This window comes from Lysinibacillus macroides (assembly GCF_001281525.1).
GTDB classification, from domain to species: domain Bacteria; phylum Bacillota; class Bacilli; order Bacillales_A; family Planococcaceae; genus Lysinibacillus; species Lysinibacillus macroides.
Genome location: NZ_LGCI01000005.1, coordinates 748,686 through 769,230, shown reverse-complemented (window position 1 = coordinate 769,230; position 20,545 = coordinate 748,686). Strand labels below are relative to the sequence as shown.

15 protein-coding genes and 4 pseudogenes are annotated in these 20,545 nt (G+C 35.9%); 4 read left to right on the top strand and 15 right to left on the bottom strand.

Annotation, left to right across the window (positions count from 1 at the left end):
• Positions 1-55: 55 nt before the first annotated feature.
• Both ADM90_RS06610 and ADM90_RS24980 read right to left on the bottom strand, forming a co-directional pair.
• Complete coding sequence (locus tag ADM90_RS06610) at positions 56-565, bottom strand: hypothetical protein (protein WP_053994227.1); 510 nt, start codon at positions 563-565, stop codon at positions 56-58.
• Positions 566-579: 14 nt separating this feature from the next.
• A complete protein-coding gene (locus ADM90_RS24980) occupies positions 580-1,785 on the bottom strand; it encodes a hypothetical protein (RefSeq protein ID WP_053994226.1) in 1,206 nt (401 codons plus the stop codon).
• A 427-nt stretch (positions 1,786-2,212) separates the two neighbouring features.
• Between ADM90_RS24980 and ADM90_RS06600 the strand changes: the two genes are divergently transcribed.
• Positions 2,213-3,790 (top strand): multicopper oxidase family protein, encoded by a 1,578-nt coding sequence (locus ADM90_RS06600; RefSeq protein WP_053994225.1) that lies wholly within the window; start codon positions 2,213-2,215, stop codon positions 3,788-3,790.
• Positions 3,791-3,992: 202 nt separating this feature from the next.
• Positions 3,993-4,088 (top strand): annotated as a pseudogene (locus ADM90_RS24220) (acetoin reductase); the annotation flags it as partial.
• A gap of 141 nt (positions 4,089-4,229) precedes the next feature.
• Here ADM90_RS24220 and ADM90_RS06595 read toward each other — a convergent pair.
• The 5 genes and pseudogenes from ADM90_RS06595 to ADM90_RS06580 form a co-directional block, all read right to left on the bottom strand.
• The gene (locus ADM90_RS06595; RefSeq protein WP_053994224.1) at positions 4,230-6,713 is read right to left on the bottom strand and encodes an S-layer homology domain-containing protein; all 2,484 of its coding nucleotides are present in this window, start codon (positions 6,711-6,713) and stop codon (positions 4,230-4,232) included.
• Positions 6,714-7,145: 432 nt separating this feature from the next.
• Positions 7,146-7,754, bottom strand: a pseudogene (locus tag ADM90_RS06590) (transposase); the annotation flags it as partial.
• 189 nt (positions 7,755-7,943) lie between these two features.
• Positions 7,944-8,105 carry a hypothetical protein gene (locus ADM90_RS23725; protein WP_235473353.1) on the bottom strand — a complete coding sequence of 54 codons (162 nt, stop codon included), beginning with the start codon at positions 8,103-8,105 and terminating at the stop codon, positions 7,944-7,946.
• Positions 8,106-8,385: 280 nt separating this feature from the next.
• Positions 8,386-9,958, bottom strand: a pseudogene (locus ADM90_RS06585) (IS1182 family transposase).
• A gap of 208 nt (positions 9,959-10,166) precedes the next feature.
• Positions 10,167-10,439 (bottom strand): YesK family protein, encoded by a 273-nt coding sequence (locus ADM90_RS06580; RefSeq protein WP_053994222.1) that lies wholly within the window; start codon positions 10,437-10,439, stop codon positions 10,167-10,169.
• A gap of 186 nt (positions 10,440-10,625) precedes the next feature.
• On the opposite strand from ADM90_RS06580, the pseudogene ADM90_RS23720 reads away from it, so the two are divergent.
• A pseudogene (locus tag ADM90_RS23720) lies at positions 10,626-11,749 on the top strand (IS3 family transposase).
• A 62-nt stretch (positions 11,750-11,811) separates the two neighbouring features.
• Here the strand turns inward: ADM90_RS23720 and ADM90_RS24440 are convergent.
• The 3 genes from ADM90_RS24440 to hemB form a co-directional block, all read right to left on the bottom strand.
• Entirely contained in the window at positions 11,812-11,985 is a 174-nt protein-coding gene (locus tag ADM90_RS24440; protein ID WP_161804055.1) for a hypothetical protein, read from the bottom strand.
• An 803-nt stretch (positions 11,986-12,788) separates the two neighbouring features.
• Positions 12,789-13,691 carry an NAD(P)/FAD-dependent oxidoreductase gene (locus tag ADM90_RS06565; protein WP_053994220.1) on the bottom strand — a complete coding sequence of 301 codons (903 nt, stop codon included), beginning with the start codon at positions 13,689-13,691 and terminating at the stop codon, positions 12,789-12,791.
• 120 nt (positions 13,692-13,811) lie between these two features.
• Positions 13,812-14,798: a porphobilinogen synthase gene (gene hemB, locus ADM90_RS06560; RefSeq protein WP_053994219.1), complete on the bottom strand. Its 987-nt coding sequence runs from the start codon at positions 14,796-14,798 to the stop codon at positions 13,812-13,814.
• A gap of 145 nt (positions 14,799-14,943) precedes the next feature.
• Here hemB and sufU point away from each other — a divergent pair, with 145 nt between their 5' ends.
• Complete coding sequence (gene sufU, locus ADM90_RS06555) at positions 14,944-15,375, top strand: Fe-S cluster assembly sulfur transfer protein SufU (protein ID WP_053994218.1); 432 nt, start codon at positions 14,944-14,946, stop codon at positions 15,373-15,375.
• 120 nt (positions 15,376-15,495) lie between these two features.
• On the opposite strand, the gene ADM90_RS06550 is transcribed toward sufU, so the two are convergent.
• The 5 genes from ADM90_RS06550 to folE2 form a co-directional block, all read right to left on the bottom strand.
• Positions 15,496-16,677, bottom strand: coding sequence for a GTP-binding protein (locus tag ADM90_RS06550; RefSeq protein ID WP_053994217.1), 1,182 nt, complete (start codon positions 16,675-16,677; stop codon positions 15,496-15,498).
• Positions 16,678-16,703: 26 nt separating this feature from the next.
• Positions 16,704-17,666, bottom strand: a complete 963-nt coding sequence (locus tag ADM90_RS06545) for a CobW family GTP-binding protein (protein WP_235473351.1) — start codon at positions 17,664-17,666, stop codon at positions 16,704-16,706.
• Positions 17,629-18,825, bottom strand: a complete 1,197-nt coding sequence (locus tag ADM90_RS06540) for a GTP-binding protein (protein ID WP_053994215.1) — start codon at positions 18,823-18,825, stop codon at positions 17,629-17,631. The genes ADM90_RS06545 and ADM90_RS06540 overlap by 38 nt, the downstream gene beginning before the upstream one ends.
• Positions 18,826-18,903: 78 nt before the next feature.
• Positions 18,904-19,440 carry a dCTP deaminase gene (dcd, locus tag ADM90_RS06535; protein WP_053994214.1) on the bottom strand — a complete coding sequence of 179 codons (537 nt, stop codon included), beginning with the start codon at positions 19,438-19,440 and terminating at the stop codon, positions 18,904-18,906.
• A gap of 17 nt (positions 19,441-19,457) precedes the next feature.
• Positions 19,458-20,324, bottom strand: a complete 867-nt coding sequence (gene folE2, locus ADM90_RS06530) for a GTP cyclohydrolase FolE2 (RefSeq protein WP_053994213.1) — start codon at positions 20,322-20,324, stop codon at positions 19,458-19,460.
• Between the last annotated feature and the right edge of the window lie 221 nt (positions 20,325-20,545).

The window sequence follows — 20,545 nt, the reverse complement described above, 5'->3', positions numbered from 1 at the left end:
ACCTTGAAAGGTGGTTAGCCAATCAAGGTTCAATTTCCTTATATTTCATAATACTTTATTTCAATGCTTCTTCTAATATATTCTTCTCATGTTCTAACATACCACTTACTAAAATGCCACAAACCATTTTATCTTTGTCTAAAGCAAATCCCACATTATCATTTTGCACAATTGACACAGTATCATTTTCTGAAAATGAAATTAATACATTATCAATCCCTATATATACATTCAATTTACTGTTCTCATCTATATATGTCTTATCGTCATATTCTTCAACTTGAAAATTAGGTATACCATTAATTAAAGTTATATTTTTCATATCCAAGTTCAAATCTTCTATTTGGTGTACATTTTCACTCAAAGTCAATGTAATAGAACGTATATTTCCTGTATATTTCCCTATTCCTATTTCAATTAAAGATTTCTTAAAATCCCCAGTTCTCCAATATATCGTTTGCTCTTTTGATATATCCCAAGCACCAAATTCTATATTAATCGGTGTATAAAGATCATATTCAATATTTATAGGCTGACTTTCTTTATATTCTGTTACTTTTAGCATACTCCTATCTCCTTCTAAGGTCTATATACAGCGTGCTTTATTACTGGTAGTAATCCGTCTCCACGTGGTTTACTAAATATTAACTCCCAATTTCCTACATTCATAATTTCTTCATATTTGACACCTTCCTTAACAGCTTTCTTAACAGAGCTTTCGAAGCTTGTCAATAAAGTTTGGCTATTTATTGGCATTCCATGTGTAGTCGCATCTCTAGTTATATACTCTACCATATGTTTTGTTCCATTTGGATGTACCCAAAATTTTTCACCGTCTACTGCTAATTCAAATGATTTAGGTATTTTTGTGCCATCATAGACTGGTTGAGTTATTTTTATATTTCCCCACACTGTACCATTATCTAAAACATTACCCGTACCCTTATTACTCAAACTATTACTACTCGAATTGTTACTAACAGACTTACCACTTGTTATCCCAGCCGGTTTTGTCGTTGACGCTCCCTTAGCCCCCAACACAGACGTAGCTACACCAAAACTATCCATCCAATGTTCTTTAGACAGAGGATCTTTCGGATTTACTGCCCCTTTAGCCATGTCCGTAAAACCAAACGTTGCGTAATTTAAAAAATCTGATGGTGAATCCAGCATCTTATCGGCTCTACTTTTTGCCCCAGACTTAATCCCATCGACTGCACCGAGTGTCAGATAATTGGCAAAATCATACGGTGAGTCTAGTGCTTTATTTGCCCTTGTTTGGAGTCCCTTGTTGAAATCCTTTCCAATTTCTTTGAAGCTATTAAATGACTTCACCACTGGCTTTTGGATCTCTTTTGTGACTTTCGTGGCGATGGATTTTGCTTTAACAGCTACTTCTTTCGTTGTTTGTTTCACTTCTTTTGTTTTTGCAACCGTTTGCTTATAAGCTGCCTTCACATTATTGACGGTTTTCTTGATAGCTTTTTTTGTCGCTAATACTGCCTTTTTGATCGTTTTCTTTGCTTTTTCAACCCATTTACTTTTGGTTATCGTATTTTTCAGCTTCCGTGCCTTGGTAAAGAATTTCCCCCATTTTTTCTTTCGTTTTTTCTTTTTCTTTTTGGAGGGCTTTCGTTGCTTTTTCTTTGTAGAGCCCTTCTTTTTGGAGGATTTTTTCGTACTCTTTCCTTTAGAACCTCCGCTTTTCCCCTTTTTTGCACCCTTGGGGGAGCCTACCTTTGGAATCATTCCTAGTAAACTTCCTGCTAATCCTAATAGCCCCATTCACTCTTCCTCCGTGTATCCATCATCTCCAAAGCTTTTTCTCTATGAATTAATTTCCATGTTATATTAACCTAATTTTCAAAGATTTAGTTTATTAGTTGTATTGTACGGCTTTATAACTTTTTCGTAAATAGATACTAACAAATAAAAAAACCATATTATGTATAAATATATAAAATATTGTCATAGAATTTAATAATTTGTTGAATAAAAGGATTATTTTTCTTAACAAGAAAAAAGATCAACATTGTGTAACGCTCCATCACTTATACACTAGTTAACACTTGTTTGGATTTTTTCGAGCTCACAAAGGAAGCTCTTTAAAATTTATGATATCCATCAAAGCTTCAGGTGGCTATAATACTCTATTCCCCTTAGTGCATATCATTTCTTAAATTGCATATTTTAAGAAAAACGGAGGGTAATGATGAGTCAGCATAAAAGTCTAAATTTGACTAAATTCGTTGAGCCACTTCCTATTCCACCAGTATTGCAGCCACTTCGCAAGGATGACAACTTCACCTATTATGAAATTAGCATGACCCAATTCCAGATGTCCTTACATCAGGAGTTAAATCCTACTACGGTTTGGGGCTATGAGGGAAGTTATCCTGGGCCAACGATTGAGGTGGAATCTGGCGAGCAAGTATATATTAAGTGGCTAAATAAGCTACCATCTACACATCTGCTTCCCATTGATCATACAGTGCATGGCGCACAGAAAGAATTACCAGATGTGCGAACTGTAACACATGTCCATGGGGCGATCGTTAAACCTGAAAGCGATGGCTATCCAGAAGCATGGTTTACAAAGGACTTTGCACAAACAGGCCCCTATTTTGTACATGAAATTTATCACTATGCCAACCCCATGCAAGCATGTGGCCTATGGTATCATGATCATACAATGGGTATTACCAGACTAAATGTCTATGCAGGGCTTGCTGGTATGTACATTATTCGAGATCAGCGGGAACGCTCCTTCCATTTTCCTGCTGGTCCCTATGAAATTCCTCTTGTTATTCAAGACAAATCATTAAATCATGACGGCTCTTTATATTATCCACGACAAACTGACCCACCTGTTGCAGGCTTAGAAACATCCATTGTGCCAGAATTTTTTGGCGACCTTAATCTTGTAAATGGCAAGGTCTGGCCGTATTTAAAGGTGGAGCCGCGCAAATATCGATTTCGACTATTAAATGCAGCGAGCTGTCGTTTTTATCAACTATCATTAAGCTCAGGTCAATTCTTTTATCAAATTGGGACAGATGGGGGACTAATGGAACATCCTATAGGCATTCAGCAGCTACTACTATCGCCTGCTGAAAGAGCTGATGTTATTATTGATTTTTCAAATATGGAAGGACAACGCATTATCCTTCATAATACAGCACCCGCTGTATTTCCTGGAGGAGATGCGCCTGATCCAAGGACCACAGGGATCGTTATGGAATTTAGAGTTGAGCAATCTTTAACGCATATCGATATTAGCGCTATTCCAGCTTCTATGGGAGCACTTCCCCTCCTTGATCTTACACAAATATCGAAGTATCGTAACCTTGTCTTAGATTCAACAATGGACCACTTTGGTCGACATGTTATGTTGCTTGACAGTAAAATGTGGGATGATCCGATATCAGAAAAACCACTATTGGGTTCAACAGAGTTATGGGCATTTCTTAATATCACAGGGCAGACCCACCCTATGCACGTTCATCTAGGGTTCTTCCAACTTATAGACCGTATTCCATTTGATGCTGAGCGGTATCAAAAGGATGGCACAATTTTGCTTACGGGACCTCCCATTCCCCCTGATCCAGAAGAGCGTGGCTGGAAGGATACAATCCGTGCAAATCATGGTGAAATTACGCGTATCGTTAAACATTTTACGACTTACACAGGGCGATATGTCTGGCATTGCCATATGGTTGAACACGAAGATTATGAAATGATGCGACCATTTCTTGTAGTACGCGACTCCACTGAACAACCTTTCGAATAAATATAGCTTGGCAAACAAGTTAAAGACCTTATTTTGGAAAATTAAATAAAATAAGGTCTTCGCGGATGTATTCACTACTAAAGCGATTTATTAGACATATTAGCCGATCATTGTTTATAAGTACATCATCTCTTGTTCCAATTTACTTTTCTGTTCAGTCCCTATTAATGCTGCTCTTTAAGATAAATTTGCTAATTTTACTGCAGGTATTGCTTTACAACGTTATCAAACACTTGAAGATGTTGCGAATTTAGTGTCGTTCTTAGCTTCAGATGATGCAGATTATATCACTGGTTAAGCCATTATCACAGATGGTGGACTTGTTTACCGTTAAAATTTTTAATAGCATCAAGTGCTTTCTTTTTAATGAAGGCACTTGATTTTTTTTTATTTAAAAAGCCCTGTAGAGAAATATCTCCACAAGGCTTTGGTTGCTAGATTATTTTGCAACAGAACTATCTTTCACTTTATTATTATTCATATCAACTAGGTTAGTTGCTTGAAACTCAACAACAATACTATCTGCTAAAGTAAAGTCCTTTTGAGTTGTAACGGTAAGTTTACCATCTGTTACAGCTACAGAAGCAGGCTCTACTGTTAAACCAGCAATCTTCACTGTTACACCTGTTACAGTATCTTGCTTAGCAATAGCTTCTGTAAAGTTTACGTTAAATGTTTTACTATCCACTGCTGTTATTGTAGATGCTACAGGGGCAATATTTTCTTTCAGTGCTATTTGAGTTGTAGCTTTTCCATCTTTAAGTGTATTGCCCTTTGTATCTACTATATTTTGAGCTTCAAGTACATAGTTACCATTTACAGTAATAGAGCCTTCAGGTAAAGTGAAGCGTACTTTTTTCGTTCCGTCTATAAATTGTAGTTGTGTACCTGTAGGAAGCTCCTTACCTCCAAGTGTATAATTTGCTGCTGTTAGAGCTGTTGCCGTAACATCTGCAGCATACTCAACAGTAAATACTTGATTATCTGTTACAAGCACTGGTGTTGTTCCAAATACTAATGAATCTGTAATCGTTTCAGGTACAGTTTCAAACGTTCCCGTAGCAACATTAAATGTAATCGTATTTGCCGTTACATTATCAGCTAAATCTGTTACCGCTTTAGCAGCTAATTCAAATGAATAGATTGAATTGCTATCTAAATCAATATCTACTTTCACTGTGTTTTTCTCTGCGCCCTCAATTTTTCCATTACCATCTACGTCCACACCAGCATTAGCTTTTACTGCTGTTACATTGCCAGCCGTATAAACAATACCATTCTTCGTTTTAAGTGTTAGGTTACCGTCTACTTTTACAGGTTCATTAAACGTAAGGTATAGAGCATCTACATCTGTTGTTGCATTCGTATTATCCGCTACTAATATTTTGGATGAAGCAGCTACAAGCGTAGCAGGCGTTTTATCTTTTGATAAAATAGCATTCGTTTCAAATGAGTCGCCCACATTACCAGCTAAATCTTTATGATCTTCTACTCGAATTTTTGTATTAATAAATTGCGCAGTGCCTAATGCAGATGCTGCATCAAGCGTGAATACTGTTTTATCCGTAGCATCCTTGATATGAGCGTCTGTTAAGTAGAATACTTTTGTTCCTACAGTTACTTTTGCATAATCTTCAGTAGTTGTCTTCGCACTAAGGTTTTGCTTCACTAATTCTTCTGAGAAGTCAAAAATAATATCTGTTCCGTTCACTGTTGTAGAAACAGTTGGTTTTGTGTTATCCGCTACTGGTTTTGAAACCGTGAAATTCGCAGTAAGAAGATGAGCAATATTATTAGCGAAATCAGTAGCCCCAACAATATCAACTTTATAAGTTTGTTCAGCCGTTAATCCTGTAATTGTTAATGTTTTACCAGATAAAGTATAACGATCAGCAGTAAGTTGAACACCATTTACGTTCACTGTCCCTGCATTTTGTACATGCTCATTAAAAGTGATCACAGCTGTTGTGCCTTTTGCTTCAACTGATTGAACATTAACCGGTGTTGTATCCACAAATGTTGTTAATGTATTTAGTTCTTCTGTTAAAACAGTAGCGTCTGCTTTTGTTTTAATCGGTTTGACAGTTACTTTTCCATTTGTTAATTGTAAGCCTTTATCAGTTGTTAACGTAACAGTTAGGCCGTCTTCAGATACTGCTGCGTTGGTGATTCCTACACCTTCAAGAGCATATTTCGTTGTAATAGCAGCATCCTGTGCGTCAATAGCTGTATTAAACTTAATTTCAAATTCTCTCGCATTCAGTCCTTTTACAGCTTCTACAGCTGGTACTACTTCTTCCTCTACATCTTCCACTGCATCAATTGTACGTTTAATCATTGTTGCAAATTCTTCACGGCTGATTTTATCTTGTGGCGCTAATAATGAGCCTTTCCCATTGATTACGCCATTAGCAACAGCTGTTTCTAAGTACGATACAGCCCATTTAGAAGCTTTAGAAGCATCCCCAAATTGATCAAGATTAGCCTTACCTGTTAATTGGTAGCCCTCTACAATTACTTTCGCTGCTTGTTCTCTTGTTAATTGTGCTTTTGGTTCAAATTTACCGTTGCCCATACCATCAAATAATTCTGGCGATGTTGCAAGCACAGCATTATAGAACCAGTCTTTTTCATCTACATCTGAAAAATCCTCTGTTCCTGTAGCCTTTAGATCTAACGCTTTGGATAATACTTCCGCAGCTTCTGCACGTGTAAGTGTACCCGCTGGATTGAAGTTTCCTTTTTCATCACCTTGGATAAATCCTTTGTCTGTTAAAAATTGAACAGCTTCTTTTGCCCAAGATGAAATGCTATCTGCATCTTTTAATTCAGCTGCTGATGCCACTGGTACGATTGCAGATGCCACTAATGCTGCTGTAGCTGTTGTTACAAAAAATTTACGGCCTTTGTGTTGTTTTGTCATGTGTTTATTCCTCCAGAATTTCAAAAAATCATATTATTTCTTGAAAACTATATTATCACTCTATTTTTTTTAATATGTATAATACGTTCTCGCAAATAATAAATGCTCATCATTATAGGTAAAACCTTTTTCTAAGTTTTTCATGATTAAATCTACCAATCAAACTTAAATTTGCTTTACAAGACAATACTATTACTATGCTGCCAATAAATAAACGCTAAAAATACGGTAATCCTTATAGGGGGTTGGTTTTGGAGGGAAATTCTTCATAAAAATAACACACGTGTTGATTAACCACAGTTATGCAGTTTCAGGATGGTTAAGATCCCAATGAAACATTAAATCCTAATTCGCCATTCCAGTGGCAGCACAAAGAAACAGGCGTTTGAAACCTGCGAACGAGAGGGATTTCGTGTTAGTATTCTTCATTCCTTATGTGTAAATAAATTCCAAACAAACATAGACAATAAAGGCTGCGAATAACTGATTAAATACGGCATTTCTGGTTGTCCCGAATAGAACAGGTACGTTCAAGTTTTGTTTCATCCAACGAGAAAAACTTTCAATTGCCCAACGAGATTTATACATATCGGCAATTTCTTCAGCGATACTATCCATTAAACTTGTCACGACCCGTATTTCTTTCCCTTCATGATCCATGAATTGAACAACTCGATGGCGATTGTTCGTTTGTTTTTGGGGTGTCCCAAGTAGGTAAGTAAAGTCAGCTGACTCATTGAAATTATTGATAGGACTACTGTAGAGCGATTTTTTGCGATTTACTTGTACATAATGTTGATGGTCTTTCAGATAACGATCGACTTTATCAATAGAAAAGTAGGCACGGTAACAAACGGGGATAAACCTTTTATCTTCAAGAAATTCACCAATGGAATCATCATGTTTTAAAACGATTGTTTCTACAACTTTTAAGGGCATCGTGGTTTCATTCGTAAAACTAACATGTAATTTGATTCCTGAACGTTCACCATGATAGACAGCCCAAGGTAAACGGGTTTTGCCTACTGTGATGGTAGATGAATCAACAGCTAATCATGTTTGGGGCATGTTCAATTGATGATGAGCTGCACGATTGAGTTTCTCGACAATCACTTCAACCAAACGTTTAATGATGCCATCATCAAGTACTTTTTAATGTTTAGAAAATGAAAAGTGATTCACCGAAACGAGACCATTACTTGGTCCCACATCCGCTGCGTGGCGTAAACTTCACCACTCATTCATTGCAGCACCAATTAAATACGAAATGAGCATGGGAACCGTACATTTTTGTGCTATTTCTACATAATCGAATTCATTCAGGATGGATTGCCATTCTACCTCTGAAAGAAAGTTTTGAATGAGTATAAAAATCGTGTTATTCTGGTTCAAGAGAGATTCCTCATTTCGTAATTGTTTGTGTGGTAACCAACAACTTTACATGAAAATCTCTCTTTTTATATAATTTTTTATTGGGGGAAATTAGATAATCAACACGTCTGATTTTGTATATTAATTTTGACAAATGAGCCAACTCAGGGTTAAAAAATTTCGTTTTATTTATATTATTGTAGATTTTCCTTTTCAAGTAGAGAACAAAAATGGGGTTGGGACATAACTAGCTTTAATCCATAAAAAATACGAATTGGTATGAATGCCAATTCGTATTTCTCTATTTTTTCTTTTTCTCCAGATAACCTTTCACTATTGGCTGTGAATTTTTTAAATTCACGGCCATTAATGCGAGGCCCTTTTCGTTTTCCCCTTCGATTTTCCTCGTACAGAAAATCGAGTGAAACCCAAATTAGCCTTCAAGAAGCCAAAAACTGGTTCCACGTCTATTTTGCGTTAACGATAAATGGTCCCTGTTTTTTCTTCTGAAAACTTTCTTCTCACATATTCTTTTTGGTGTTTCCACTTTTCATTCACCTTGAGATTACGATGATTCCTTCTTTTGCTTTTGTACACAATGAACGGAGGGAGCATTCGGAACAGTCTTCACATTCGTATACCTTCCACTCACGCGTGAAATCATACTTATCCGTTTTCATGGTACGATATTTAAAGACAAGCTGTTGTTGGTTTGGGCATGTGTAGCGATCATTTTCTTCATCATAAGCCTAGTTCGCTGGATGGAATTCGTTTTGTTTGTACTTTTTCTTCTGTTCTTTTACATACATGTTGTACGTAATCAAGGCTTCTCGCTTACGATTCAAAAGGATATCATTATAATTTTGTTCACGGCCATATCCCGCATCTGCGACGATGTGTTTTGGTAACTGAAAATAATGTTGTTCGATTTCATCCAAAAACGGGATGAGTGTACATGTTCGGAAAAATGCTGTAGGCCAGTGTATACTGACCTTCTGTCGCTACTTGTATGTTATAATTTGCCTTCAAGTGACCATTTTTTATATAATCATCTTTCATACACATAAATGTCGCATCCGAGTCTGTTTTCGAATAACTATTTCGTTCACCAAAGATTTCGAAGTTTCTTTGATAGTTTCGTTTGTGTTCCATATAATCGGTTAATTGTTTGCGCGCCTGCTTTGGTATTTTCGTTCCGTTCTTAAAGCCTTTCGCTCTGCTGTATCTGGTGAGTCTTCAATTTTTCGATCATATTCCGAAATCACTTCCTCTACTTGTTCGACCATTTGAACGAGGTCCTCCATTGCTAATTCCTTTTCGTTTTCCCGTTCCATTTCTGGCATGATTTCTTTTTCAAGGAGCTCATCGTATAGCTGATTTGATTTCTCAATGAGCCCGTTATGATCGTTCTCACACGACTTTTTTCACAAAGGTAAATTTGTTCGCATTTGCCTCAATCGTTGAATAAAAATAGCTTCCTGATCAATTAACTCTTCCTGTACCAGTTGGCAGCGGAATTGAATGAAGCATTGACGAATCAATCCTTTCACCTCTGGTTGGACACAGAATCGATTGATTGTGCGGTGGGTTGGTGCATACCCTTGAGCGAGCCACATCATCCGAAGACTATCTTTTAAAAGCGCTTCTATTTTGCGCCCTGTGAAGACAGATTGCGTGTAGACACATAAGATAATTTTAAGCATCATGCGTGGATGGTAGGCAGGACAGCCCTCATTTCGAAGGAATGGTTCAAACGCTTCAGACGGGATACTTTCGATTAAACGGTGGACATGGAAGGCAATATCATTCTTTGGTAACTTCACTTCTAAATCTAACGGCAAAATTAATTGATTGATGGTATAATCTTTAAACATAAGGATCCCTCTTTCTATATAATTTTGTTGTGGTGACTTAATTTTATTAGAAGTGATCCTTATTTTTCATGAAAAAATTTAAAGCCAGTGAAATTTTACTAACCATAAAATTTCACTGGCTTTTTAGTTTAGGGATGAGTTTTGTCCCAGCCTCTTCCTACGATTAGTCAAGTATAGTTTTGTTCTCTACTTTATTCTATTTATGTTTTCACAATGAAAATCTTCTCCCTAATAATGTCCCTAATAATGTCCCTAATAATGAAGCTATGGCAACAAAAATGAACAATATCCCATATCCCATATTGCTCCAAGGATTATCTCCTATGAAATAAGTTGTTATCGCTACAATTAGAGAAGCAACTGTTAAAATTAAACCAGGTAAAATATAATGTTTTTTAGACGGATTTTTTTTTGATAATTTCGAGGCGAAAAAATAAACCATTATTATTACTGCTATGCCTGTAATTATAAAATATCCCAATTAAATACACCTCCTTTCAATATATTCAATTATAGAGGTAGTTACAGAAAAATGTAAATAATAAAAAAGGCAGGTATCAAAAATGGACTAACTGGACTGACCCCAACAGTATAGACAAATAAAAAAAGCATTTTCGATTGAATTCGGGTTTAGAAACCTAAACTTCAATTAGGAGGTGCTTTTTCTATGAGTACAAGAATGAGTTATTCATATGAAATAAAAATGAAAGCTATTGAGATGCGACTAGCAGGTATACCAATGAAACAGATTTTAAATGAATGAAATATACGGCATCGAACACAGGTGGAAACATGGATGCGTTGGTATAAAAATGGAGAAACCCATCGATTTGAACAACCTGTCGGTAAACAATATACGTTTCATAAAGGTCCTGAGTATGCGAGTGAACAAGCAAAATTAGAAGCTGAAAACCATTATTTAAAGCAACAGATTTAGGTCTTAAAAAGTACGCAGATTTGGAGAAGTAGCTGTACAGTTAGTCGAGACGCTCCGAGAAAGGATGTGCGTAAAGGATATATGTACTTGCACGATCTACCTACTATCATTGGAAACAGGCATCTACTGATGGAGGGGCTCGTCAGGCCATGGAGCGACAGATTGGTCATCTCTGCCATGCACATAAATTTCGATATAGTTATCGAAAAATTACGGCACTCTTACGCCAAAAAATAGGCGTGAATCATAAGAGTGTACAACGCATCATGCAAAAATATGGTTGGCCATGTCACGTGAAAGTGAAAAAACGTAAACCAACTGGACAACCCTGCTATATCGCCCTTAATTTATTCAATCGCGATTTTATGGCAACCGCACCTTTACAAAAGCTCGTTACCGATATTACTTACTTGCCTTTTGGTCAGAAACAGTTGTATCTTTCAAGTATTCAAGATTTATATAATGGCGAAATTATCGCTTATTCAATTAGTGAGCGTCAAGATACGGATTTTGTGTTGCATATATTAGCCCAACTAAACCATGTGCCTGAAGGTTGTACGTTGCATAGTGACCAAGGCTCGGTATACACATCTTATCGTTATCAACAAGCTGTAAAAGGAAAAGGCATTACCATGAGCATGTCCCGTAAAGATACACCTGCTGATAATGCCCCTATTAAATCGTTTCATTCAGTATTAACGTCTGAAACGTTCTACTTAGACAATTTGAAGCGTACTACGACGGCCATCGTAGAACAAACTGTCAAAGACTATATAAATTATTATAACTATATCCGAATACAAACGAAATTAAACAACCAGTCGCCGGTCCAGTACCGCCAACTGGTTGGATAATGCTTTTTTGATCCCTGTCTTATATATAGGGGTCAGTCCCAGATACCCTTCTTTTTTTACTTTTATAATGGTTGACAGCATCCATAAGCAACTTTTCTTCCATCAATAAACACTTTATATTGATTCAAACAGTCTGCGTTTGTATAACAACAATTACGGTTTTTATTTTCACAAGTTATATAATATGGACCTTCATTAATTGCTTTTGGTTCTAGGTTATTTGAATTATTTTCCATTATTTCACACTCCCTTTTTTATTTTATTAGCAATTACAGATAGTTTTTTCACAATATTGTGAGTATAAGAGATATCTTGTTTCCGAATGAAACATTACCTCATATAGACAACAAGATTCATCAGCCTTTTTTACCGCCATCAATTTCGTATTTTAGCCAAACCTTAATCACCACCTGTCATAATAGATTAAGTGAATTTAGTGATTAAAATCTAAAATACTTAATAAGAAAACTATTATCTTATTATTATTTTCCCAAAAACATGTTTGTAACCTATGGAGTATTTTTAATATATTATCTGGATTAAAAGGTAATATATAGGATTTATGTTCTTTAGTTAGAGTACCGTCAAGAAAGTAGGCTTAGCATTGTAAATCTGCATTCTCACTACGGTATCCCATAATTAATAAGACAATAATTCATTTACAAATAAAGAGCAGCTCAAAGTTTCTTAATTACTTTTCTTATTAAATTCTTTCTTTGTATAAAGTGAACTAGAATTTTAATCAAACCAATGAGTACGATAATCATTAAGGTTACGTGAGGATCCATTTAACTTTTTCACAAATTCCGAATGTAGTCCAGTTTTTTCAATGCCTTCAGCCATTTTCGGCGTGTTATATGAACTATGCCAATAAGCATTGGCATGGGGGTATTCATATTCCGTTAATTGGGTATCATTTTTAAACCCGACTAGCCCATTAAAAGGTTCCTTTGATAGAAGTAAATACCATCAAAAGAATCTTTTCAAACTATTCTGCTATAGTTTAAGTTCAATTTATCAATAAGTCAGTCTAAACTCATTAAAACCTTTCTACTATCAAATCCATATTGATGCTTACGGCAGCCTTAAACCCTTCAGCAGCAGCAATCATTAACGAAGACGGAGCTACCTTTTTAGTTTCACCTGCAATATATATACCATTCACTGTCGTTTGTCCAGCGCCATCTGCCATAATACACTGGTTTTCATCAAGTTGACAGTGCAATTGTTCTGCAAATTTATTTGGACGCGTAAAGCTTGGGACGACAAAGCCACCACTTCTTGCAATATTTTCACCTGTTGTTAATTCAATGCTCTGCAAGTTACCATGCTCACCATGTAATTTTTTAATAGGAGCTGTATAAATTTTAATCTTCCTCCGTTCAAATTCATGGTGAATTTCATTGGATAATGGATTGCCATTTGTAAACACCATTAAATCCTGTGACCAATTATAAACCAATTTAGTCATATGCTGAATATGTTCTTCATTCTCTGCTAGTATAGCCAACGGTTTTTCCTTCAGCTCCCAGCCATCACAATAAGGGCAGCTAAATAAGCTTTTACCATAATATTGTCGAATCTGTGCTAGAAAAAATTCCTCCTGTATACCAGTAGCTAATAGTATTTTTTCGGATAAATAAGACTCATTATTGGCTGTTTGCACTAAAAATAAATTAGTTTCTTCTTTCTTTATAACAATAACTGTCTGATGCAAAACCGAAATAGTAGGATAAGCCTCCAATTCCTTCATCGCAATGCTTTTAAATTGTAACGGTGTAATACCATCTCTCGTTAAAAAGCCATGTGATGCCTGTGTCACACGATTGCGATTTGTTTCATTATCAAATAGGGCAACCTTTCTGCGCGCTCTTCCCAAAGTTAAAGCTGCACTTAATCCAGCAGGTCCGCCTCCAATGACAATACAATCATATTTATTCATCACTGTGTTCCTCCATTTTCAAAATATATATTACAGACCTTTATTATCTATAATTCAAGTAAAAAAATATCACTACAAATAAGAATACGTCTAAATATAAATTTTTATACAACGTTATTTCTACGTTGCTCCGTTATTATGTAGCCATTTAGCATAATCTTTAGCAGAATATGTGATGATGGCATCAGCTCCTGCTCTAAACATACTTAGAAAGGTTTCTTCTACTACTTGCTGTTCATCTATCCAGCCATTGATAGCGGCTGCTTTAAGCATGGAATATTCTCCGCTAACCTGATAAGCAATAATAGGTAAACTACTATTATTTCTAATATCTCTAATAATATCTAAATACGCTAATGCTGGTTTAATAATAATAAAGTCCGCTCCTTCCTTTATATCAGACGCTAGTTCCCTTAATGCTTCCAATCTATTGGCAGGATTCATTTGGTATGTATCTCTATTGCTTCCACCAGATGGTGCATTTTCAGCAGCATCTCTAAATGGTCCATAAAAAGCAGAGCTATATTTTATCCCATAGGACATAATTGGCGTATGTTCAAAACCATGATTGTCCAATGTAGCTCTAATCGAGGATACAAATCCATCCATCATACTTGATGGCGCTACTATATCAACTCCCGCAATAGCCTGTGATAAAGCCACTTGATTATGAATTTCTAAGCTTTCATCGTTTACAATGACACCATCTTGCAATAAACCACAATGACCATCTGTTGTATATTGACAAATACATGTATCAGCAATCACTAAAAAATTAGGATAATTTTCTTTAATGAATCGCGTAGCCCGCTGGATGATGCCATCTTTCTGAAATGCCCCACTGCCAAATGCATCTTTAACCTCTGGAATGCCAAATAATATTATTTTATTTAATCCTAAAAAACGAAGCTCCTGTAATTCAAGTAATAATTGATCTAATGATAAATGATATACACCAGGCATACTTGGAATTTCTTCTTTTATATTCTCCCCCTCTACAACAAACAAAGGATAGATTAATTTATTTATATCAATCGTCGTTTCTTGTACAAGCGCACGTATTTCCTTTGAGGCTCTTAAACGACGATGTCTTTTAAATTGATTCATAAAAATAACTCCTTTTTTCAAATAGTAATGATTACGTTTATCAAAAATGTTACTATCATAGAGTAGCAATATTATTTTATATTTGCAAGAAATTTAATTTAAAGGGCTACAGCTAACCATTATTTCATTAGGAGGAAATTCTATTATGAATTTAGACCAAATATATAAATCAGAAATTATCTCATTGGCTCAAAATTACAAATACCGCTATAAGCCTCAGGTGTATACACACCAGATAAACTTTAAAAATCCCACTTGTGGGGACATTATGTCATTATACTTACATGTTCTTGATGACAAAATTATTCATCTTTCATTTGTAGGAGAAGGGTGTTCTCTTAGTATGGCATCGACAAATTTATTTATTGAATATGCTACGGGTAAAACTTTTGAGGAGGTAAAGTGCGCCTCGGTGCTATTCTATCGCTTAATTATCAGCAATGAGATAATAGACGAAAAAGCTATGGATGAATTAAATACTTTTGCCAACTTAAATCAATTGCCTGCTAGACATAATTGTGTGCTCTTTCCTTGGCAAGCATTCAATAAATTAGTCGCTTCTCTTTCATCATCATAAAAATGATGTTAATAGCAAAGGGGTGATTTCCATTACGACAATCACCCCTTCTATACTTTTATGAACAACTTTATTTTTCAACATGATGAAAAGGGCTCTGCTAATGCAAAGCCCATTCCCTCAATTGCTGACAATAAATTTAGGTAATGGATCACTAAATTGTTGCCAATCCTCCCTCATTTCAGCATCTGTTAATAAACATTTATCAAGTTCATTTTCAATTTCTTCACGATCAAGCTCTATGCCTATAAAAACCAATTCCGTTTGCTTATCACCGTATGTTTCATCCCAACGCGCTCTTAATGCTGGGTCCTCCTTCAATTCAGCCTCCTGAAGCTCTTGAGGTAAATCGGTAATCCATTCACCAGCTCCTTGGAATTGAATAGAAGCTCCTGCTTGCGATAATATGCCAGGTATATCCCTTGTAGCTAGCCAAAAGAAGCCTTTTGCTCTAACAATTTCAACTGGTAACTGATCTAGCCACTCATACCAGCGCTGTGGATGAAATGGTCGTCTTCTTCGGTACACAAATGAAGAGATGCCGTATTCTTCAGTTTCAGGAACATGCTCTTCATTCAGTTCTTTAATCCAACCAGCACCTTGGCTTGCTTTATCAAAATCAAATAAGTGACGATCTAATAATAATTCAGGTTTAATAGTGCCATTTTTCACGATATGTTGTTCAGCATCTGGGTTTAGCTTTAACAAAAATGCTTGCAGAACCTCAAGATATTCAGGCGTCACTAAATCTGCTTTTGTCACACAAATAATATCCGCAAATTCAATTTGATCAATTAATAAATCGGATACATCACGTTGATCGTAAATATCATCTGTTTGCTTTCGCTCTAGTAATGTTTCGCCACTCTCATAGTCATGCCAAAAACGATTGGCATCTACTACAGTAATCATAGCATCTAATCGACAATGGGGTGTTAAATCAATGCCTGTTTCCTCATCAATATAGGAAAATGTTTGAGCGACAGGTATTGGCTCACTAATCCCTGTTGATTCAATAACAATTGAATCAATGTCGCCTGCTGCCACTAACTTCTCCACTTCAATCATTAAATCCTCACGTAATGTACAGCAAATGCAGCCATTCGATAACTCCACTAATTTCTCTGTTGTTCTAGCAAAGCCCTGCTCCTTAATTAACTGTGAATCAATATTAATTTCACTCATATCATTGACGATAACGGCTATTTTTCTACCATCTCTATTTGCTAATAATTGATTGAGTATCGTCGTTTTTCCTGCACCTAAGTAGCCACTTAGCACAGTAACAGGTATTTTAGTCATACTGCACGATTACTTCCCTTCAAATGTTAATATTGCTCTAACTGATTTAATTGTTCCTTTAGTAAATCCTTAGCTAAATTTTCACCAATAATGACAAGGTTTAATGGTAAATTCACTTCTTCTCTGTAGAAAAAAGGTACACCAAATGCATATTGAAATAAGGCGATACTATTTACATCATCTAAAAACTTTAGAAAACCTTTTATTCGATAAACACTTACAGGCAATTGTTCTAACCATTTTATAAAGAGGTCCCGATTAATCGGTTTGTCAAATGTATAAGTGAGGCTTGAAACATGTAAATGCTCTGTTACATGCAGCTTTTCATGGCTCAACAGGCTCTTTTGATCCCTATTAATGATGTCCACTACATTTAATCTTGAAAATGTTGTCATATGTTGCATAGCATGTGGATTTAATTGCTTCGTATCTTCTACAATTTGGTTGTACTGCCCACTTGTTAATAAATCTACTTTATTAATAACAATTTGATCAGCATATCGAATTTGCTCTTCCAGCAATTTTTGGATACGCAAGCTTAATGTATGTTTTCCAGACCATATATTTCCGTCTACTACAGTGATGATGCTTTTAACTATAATATTTTGAGCAATTACTGGTGATAGACATGCATCATAAATTTCCATTGGATGTGCTATGCCAGAGCCCTCAATATAGATTACGTCTGGTTTTTCTTGCATATAAAGGGTTAATAAAGCATTTTCAAGCTGTGTTTTGCTTGTACAGCAAATACAGCCATTGATAATTTCTTCAAGAGGTGTATGGTCATTTAATAAGTTACGATCAATGGATACCTGCCCTATTTCATTCATCAGGACAGCAACTTTACGATTCCTTTGCTGCTCTTGCGCTAATAAATTTTGTAGTAATGTCGTTTTACCGCTGCCCAAAAAACCACTTAAGATCACAATTTCTATCTTATCAAGCATACTATCTACCACTAATCTTCCAGCCAAATGGGTCTGCAAGCTTGTCCCATGCCCCCATCATTTCATCCGTTGTTAATAAGCACTTATCTAAGCTGCTGACAATAGCAGCCTTCGGTAAATCCATTCCAATAATAACGATTTTCGTCATACGATCTCCGTACTCCATATCCCAATCCTCTTGAATGGCGGGATTTTGCTGTAGTATTTGCTCTTTCTGATGCTTTGGTAAAGCAGCTACCCAATAGGATACTGGGTTAATATTGACAGAAGGGCCTGCCTGCGATAAAAGAATAGCGATATCATTATGCGCTGCACTCCAAACAATCCCCTTTGCTCTCACGATTGATTTTGGCATATGCTCTGCCCATTCTTTAAAGCGCTCTGGATGAAATGGTAGTCTTCTTGTATATGTGAACGAGCTAATACCATATTCCTCTGTTTCAGGTGTATGATTTTCATGTCCTAGCTGCAATTCCTTTAACCAGCCTGCGGAATTTGATACCTTTTCAAAATCAAAGCGTTTGGTATTCAATATTTCTGAAGGGTCAATTTCGCCGTTAATCGTGCGAATAATTTTAGCTTCAGGCTGCAATGTTCGAATGACATTCTCAAGCTTCTCTAATTCTTCCTCATCTACTAAATCACATTTATTTAGGAGTAGAATATCGCAAAACTCTATTTGATCAATTAATAAATCGGCAACATCTCGCTCATCTAACTCTCCAACAGCTTCCTTTCTATCCAATAGACTTTCGCCAGATTGGAAATCATGCCAAAAACGATTAGCATCTACAACTGTCACCATCGTATCTAGCTTGCATGTAGCTGTTAAATCAATGCCTAATTCTTCATCAATATACGAGAATGTTTGTGCCACTGGAATTGGCTCACTAATCCCTGTTGATTCAATAACGATATAATCGATATTGCCTCTTTCCGCTAATTTCTGTACTTCAATTAATAAATCCTCACGCAATGTACAGCAAATACAGCCATTTGACAGCTCCACAAACTTCTCCTCTGTACGAGAGATGCCGCTGCCCATTTCCACTAGCTCTGCATCAATATTAATTTCACTCATATCATTGACAATGACAGCCACTCGAAGATTTTTTTCATTTTGTAAAATATGATTGAGAATAGTTGTTTTTCCCGCACCTAAATAGCCGCTAAGCACTGTTACTGGTATTTTTTTCATAAGGAACCTCCTTAAATAGTAATGATTACGATTTAATACTTACAAAGTAAATCATAAAACAAATCATATTGCAAGTTTTTATTCTCTATCTTGATCTAAATAAATTTTGCTGCCTACTGCATTCTTTTGATATTTGTATTTTCCATTGTATGCATTTGCAACAGGTAGATCTGTTTTAACAAAGACGAGCTGGCAAATTCGAATCCCTTCTTCTATAACGACTGCTGTATCATTGGCATTAAATAATTCCAGCGTGATTTGCCCCGCAAAGCCAGGATCAACCCAGCCAGCATTTTGAATAAATAAGCCCATTCTTCCTATAGAACTCCTTCCCTCCACAAAGGCTGTTAAAAAATTCGGCAACTCTATATATTCTTTCGTTGTCGCTAACAGGAAGGATTTTGGAGGGATAGTCATCCTCTCTGCTATTATTTCTTCATACGCCATTGCTTGAGCAATATTAAAGCAATTATCTTCATTAGGCATAGCCTTTAAAAAATGATTACCCAATCTTAAATCGACAGAAGCAGGTTGTATTTGCTTTGTTCCTAATGGTTGAATTTTCATAGATGCATTATTAAGTAAGCTTTGTATTGTTTGATCTGAAAGTACCATCTATCCCCCACCTTACGTTATTTATTGCTTTCAATGACAGCAATTGCATTGTGTAAATGAATGGATTCTTCATTTTCACAAGTCACTTTATAATGTTTAATCCAGTGTACTTCTTCCAAATCCGCTGCCACCAATCGCGCTAAATCTTCAACAAACCTTGGATTTTGATAGGCTTCCTCCGTCACAAATTTCTCATCCTCACGTTTTAAGACATTATAAATAGGGGCGCTGGCATTCGATAAAGCAATGTTTTTTAAGTCATGTTTCCAGTTGTCACTAATTGCTGTTTCATCTACCTTCGCTTGCATTGTAATAAAGCCACGCTGATTATGTGCACCATACATACTTATTTCTTTAGAGCATGGACATAGCGTTGTGACGCCTATTTTCATCACAACCCATAGCTCCATTGTCTGGGGACTATCGTAGCTAATGTTTAGCTGTAGATTAGCATGCTGCGTGCTTGTTAATTGCATAACAGGGCTAGTTGTGTCAAAGACCCATGGAAAATCAATTGCTAAATCAACACGCTCTTGTGCTAACGAACGTGCTATTTGTTGGACTAATTCTTTTACTAATGGCAGTGTCAATGGCTTTGCTAAATATAGTTCGAGATTTTGAATAAGCCGGCTCATATGTGTACCCCGCTCATTGCTTTTTAAAGATGTTGTCAGTTTGATTGTTGCTAAAGGAGTCTGTAATCTCTCTTGTTCTTTTAAAATAATCGGTAATTTGACATTCGATATCCCTACTTCTTGAATGTCAAACTCAAAATTCCCCTTTTGCTGCTGCACATCCTTTAAGCCTTCTTGCTGATTTAGAAAAGCTTCATCACTATGAAATAGAGTTTTCAGCTTGTGATTAATCGTATCTACTTTCAACATTCACGAACTCCTTTTCAACACTTATCAAATTTAAGTTAATTTTTAATACTTTTATATGGTAACATAAAAGAAAATAGTAATCATTACTATTTTCATTAATGTAGCAATATAAATAGAATAAAATTATTTTTAGTAGAGGGAAAAATAAGGATTACCTCAAGTGTTAAAACTGAGAATTCGCTGTTTCTACGATTTACCCAACTTTTTTATTATTAATGATA

Excerpts from the sequence above, each read along its gene's own strand:
- sufU (WP_053994218.1), top strand. The coding sequence starts at position 14,944 with ATGAATTTAGACCAAATATATAAATCAGAAATTATCTCATTGGCTCAA.
- ADM90_RS06595 (WP_053994224.1), bottom strand. The coding sequence starts at position 6,713 with ATGACAAAACAACACAAAGGCCGTAAATTTTTTGTAACAACAGCTACA.
- hemB (WP_053994219.1), bottom strand. The coding sequence starts at position 14,798 with ATGAATCAATTTAAAAGACATCGTCGTTTAAGAGCCTCAAAGGAAATA.
- ADM90_RS06540 (WP_053994215.1), bottom strand. The coding sequence starts at position 18,825 with ATGAAAAAAATACCAGTAACAGTGCTTAGCGGCTATTTAGGTGCGGGA.
- ADM90_RS06610 (WP_053994227.1), bottom strand. The coding sequence starts at position 565 with ATGCTAAAAGTAACAGAATATAAAGAAAGTCAGCCTATAAATATTGAA.
- folE2 (WP_053994213.1), bottom strand. The coding sequence starts at position 20,324 with ATGTTGAAAGTAGATACGATTAATCACAAGCTGAAAACTCTATTTCAT.
- ADM90_RS24440 (WP_161804055.1), bottom strand. The coding sequence starts at position 11,985 with ATGGAAAATAATTCAAATAACCTAGAACCAAAAGCAATTAATGAAGGT.
- ADM90_RS06565 (WP_053994220.1), bottom strand. The coding sequence starts at position 13,691 with ATGAATAAATATGATTGTATTGTCATTGGAGGCGGACCTGCTGGATTA.
- ADM90_RS06550 (WP_053994217.1), bottom strand. The coding sequence starts at position 16,677 with ATGACTAAAATACCTGTTACTGTGCTAAGTGGCTACTTAGGTGCAGGA.
- dcd (WP_053994214.1), bottom strand. The coding sequence starts at position 19,440 with ATGGTACTTTCAGATCAAACAATACAAAGCTTACTTAATAATGCATCT.
- ADM90_RS06600 (WP_053994225.1), top strand. The coding sequence starts at position 2,213 with ATGAGTCAGCATAAAAGTCTAAATTTGACTAAATTCGTTGAGCCACTT.
- ADM90_RS24980 (WP_053994226.1), bottom strand. The coding sequence starts at position 1,785 with ATGGGGCTATTAGGATTAGCAGGAAGTTTACTAGGAATGATTCCAAAG.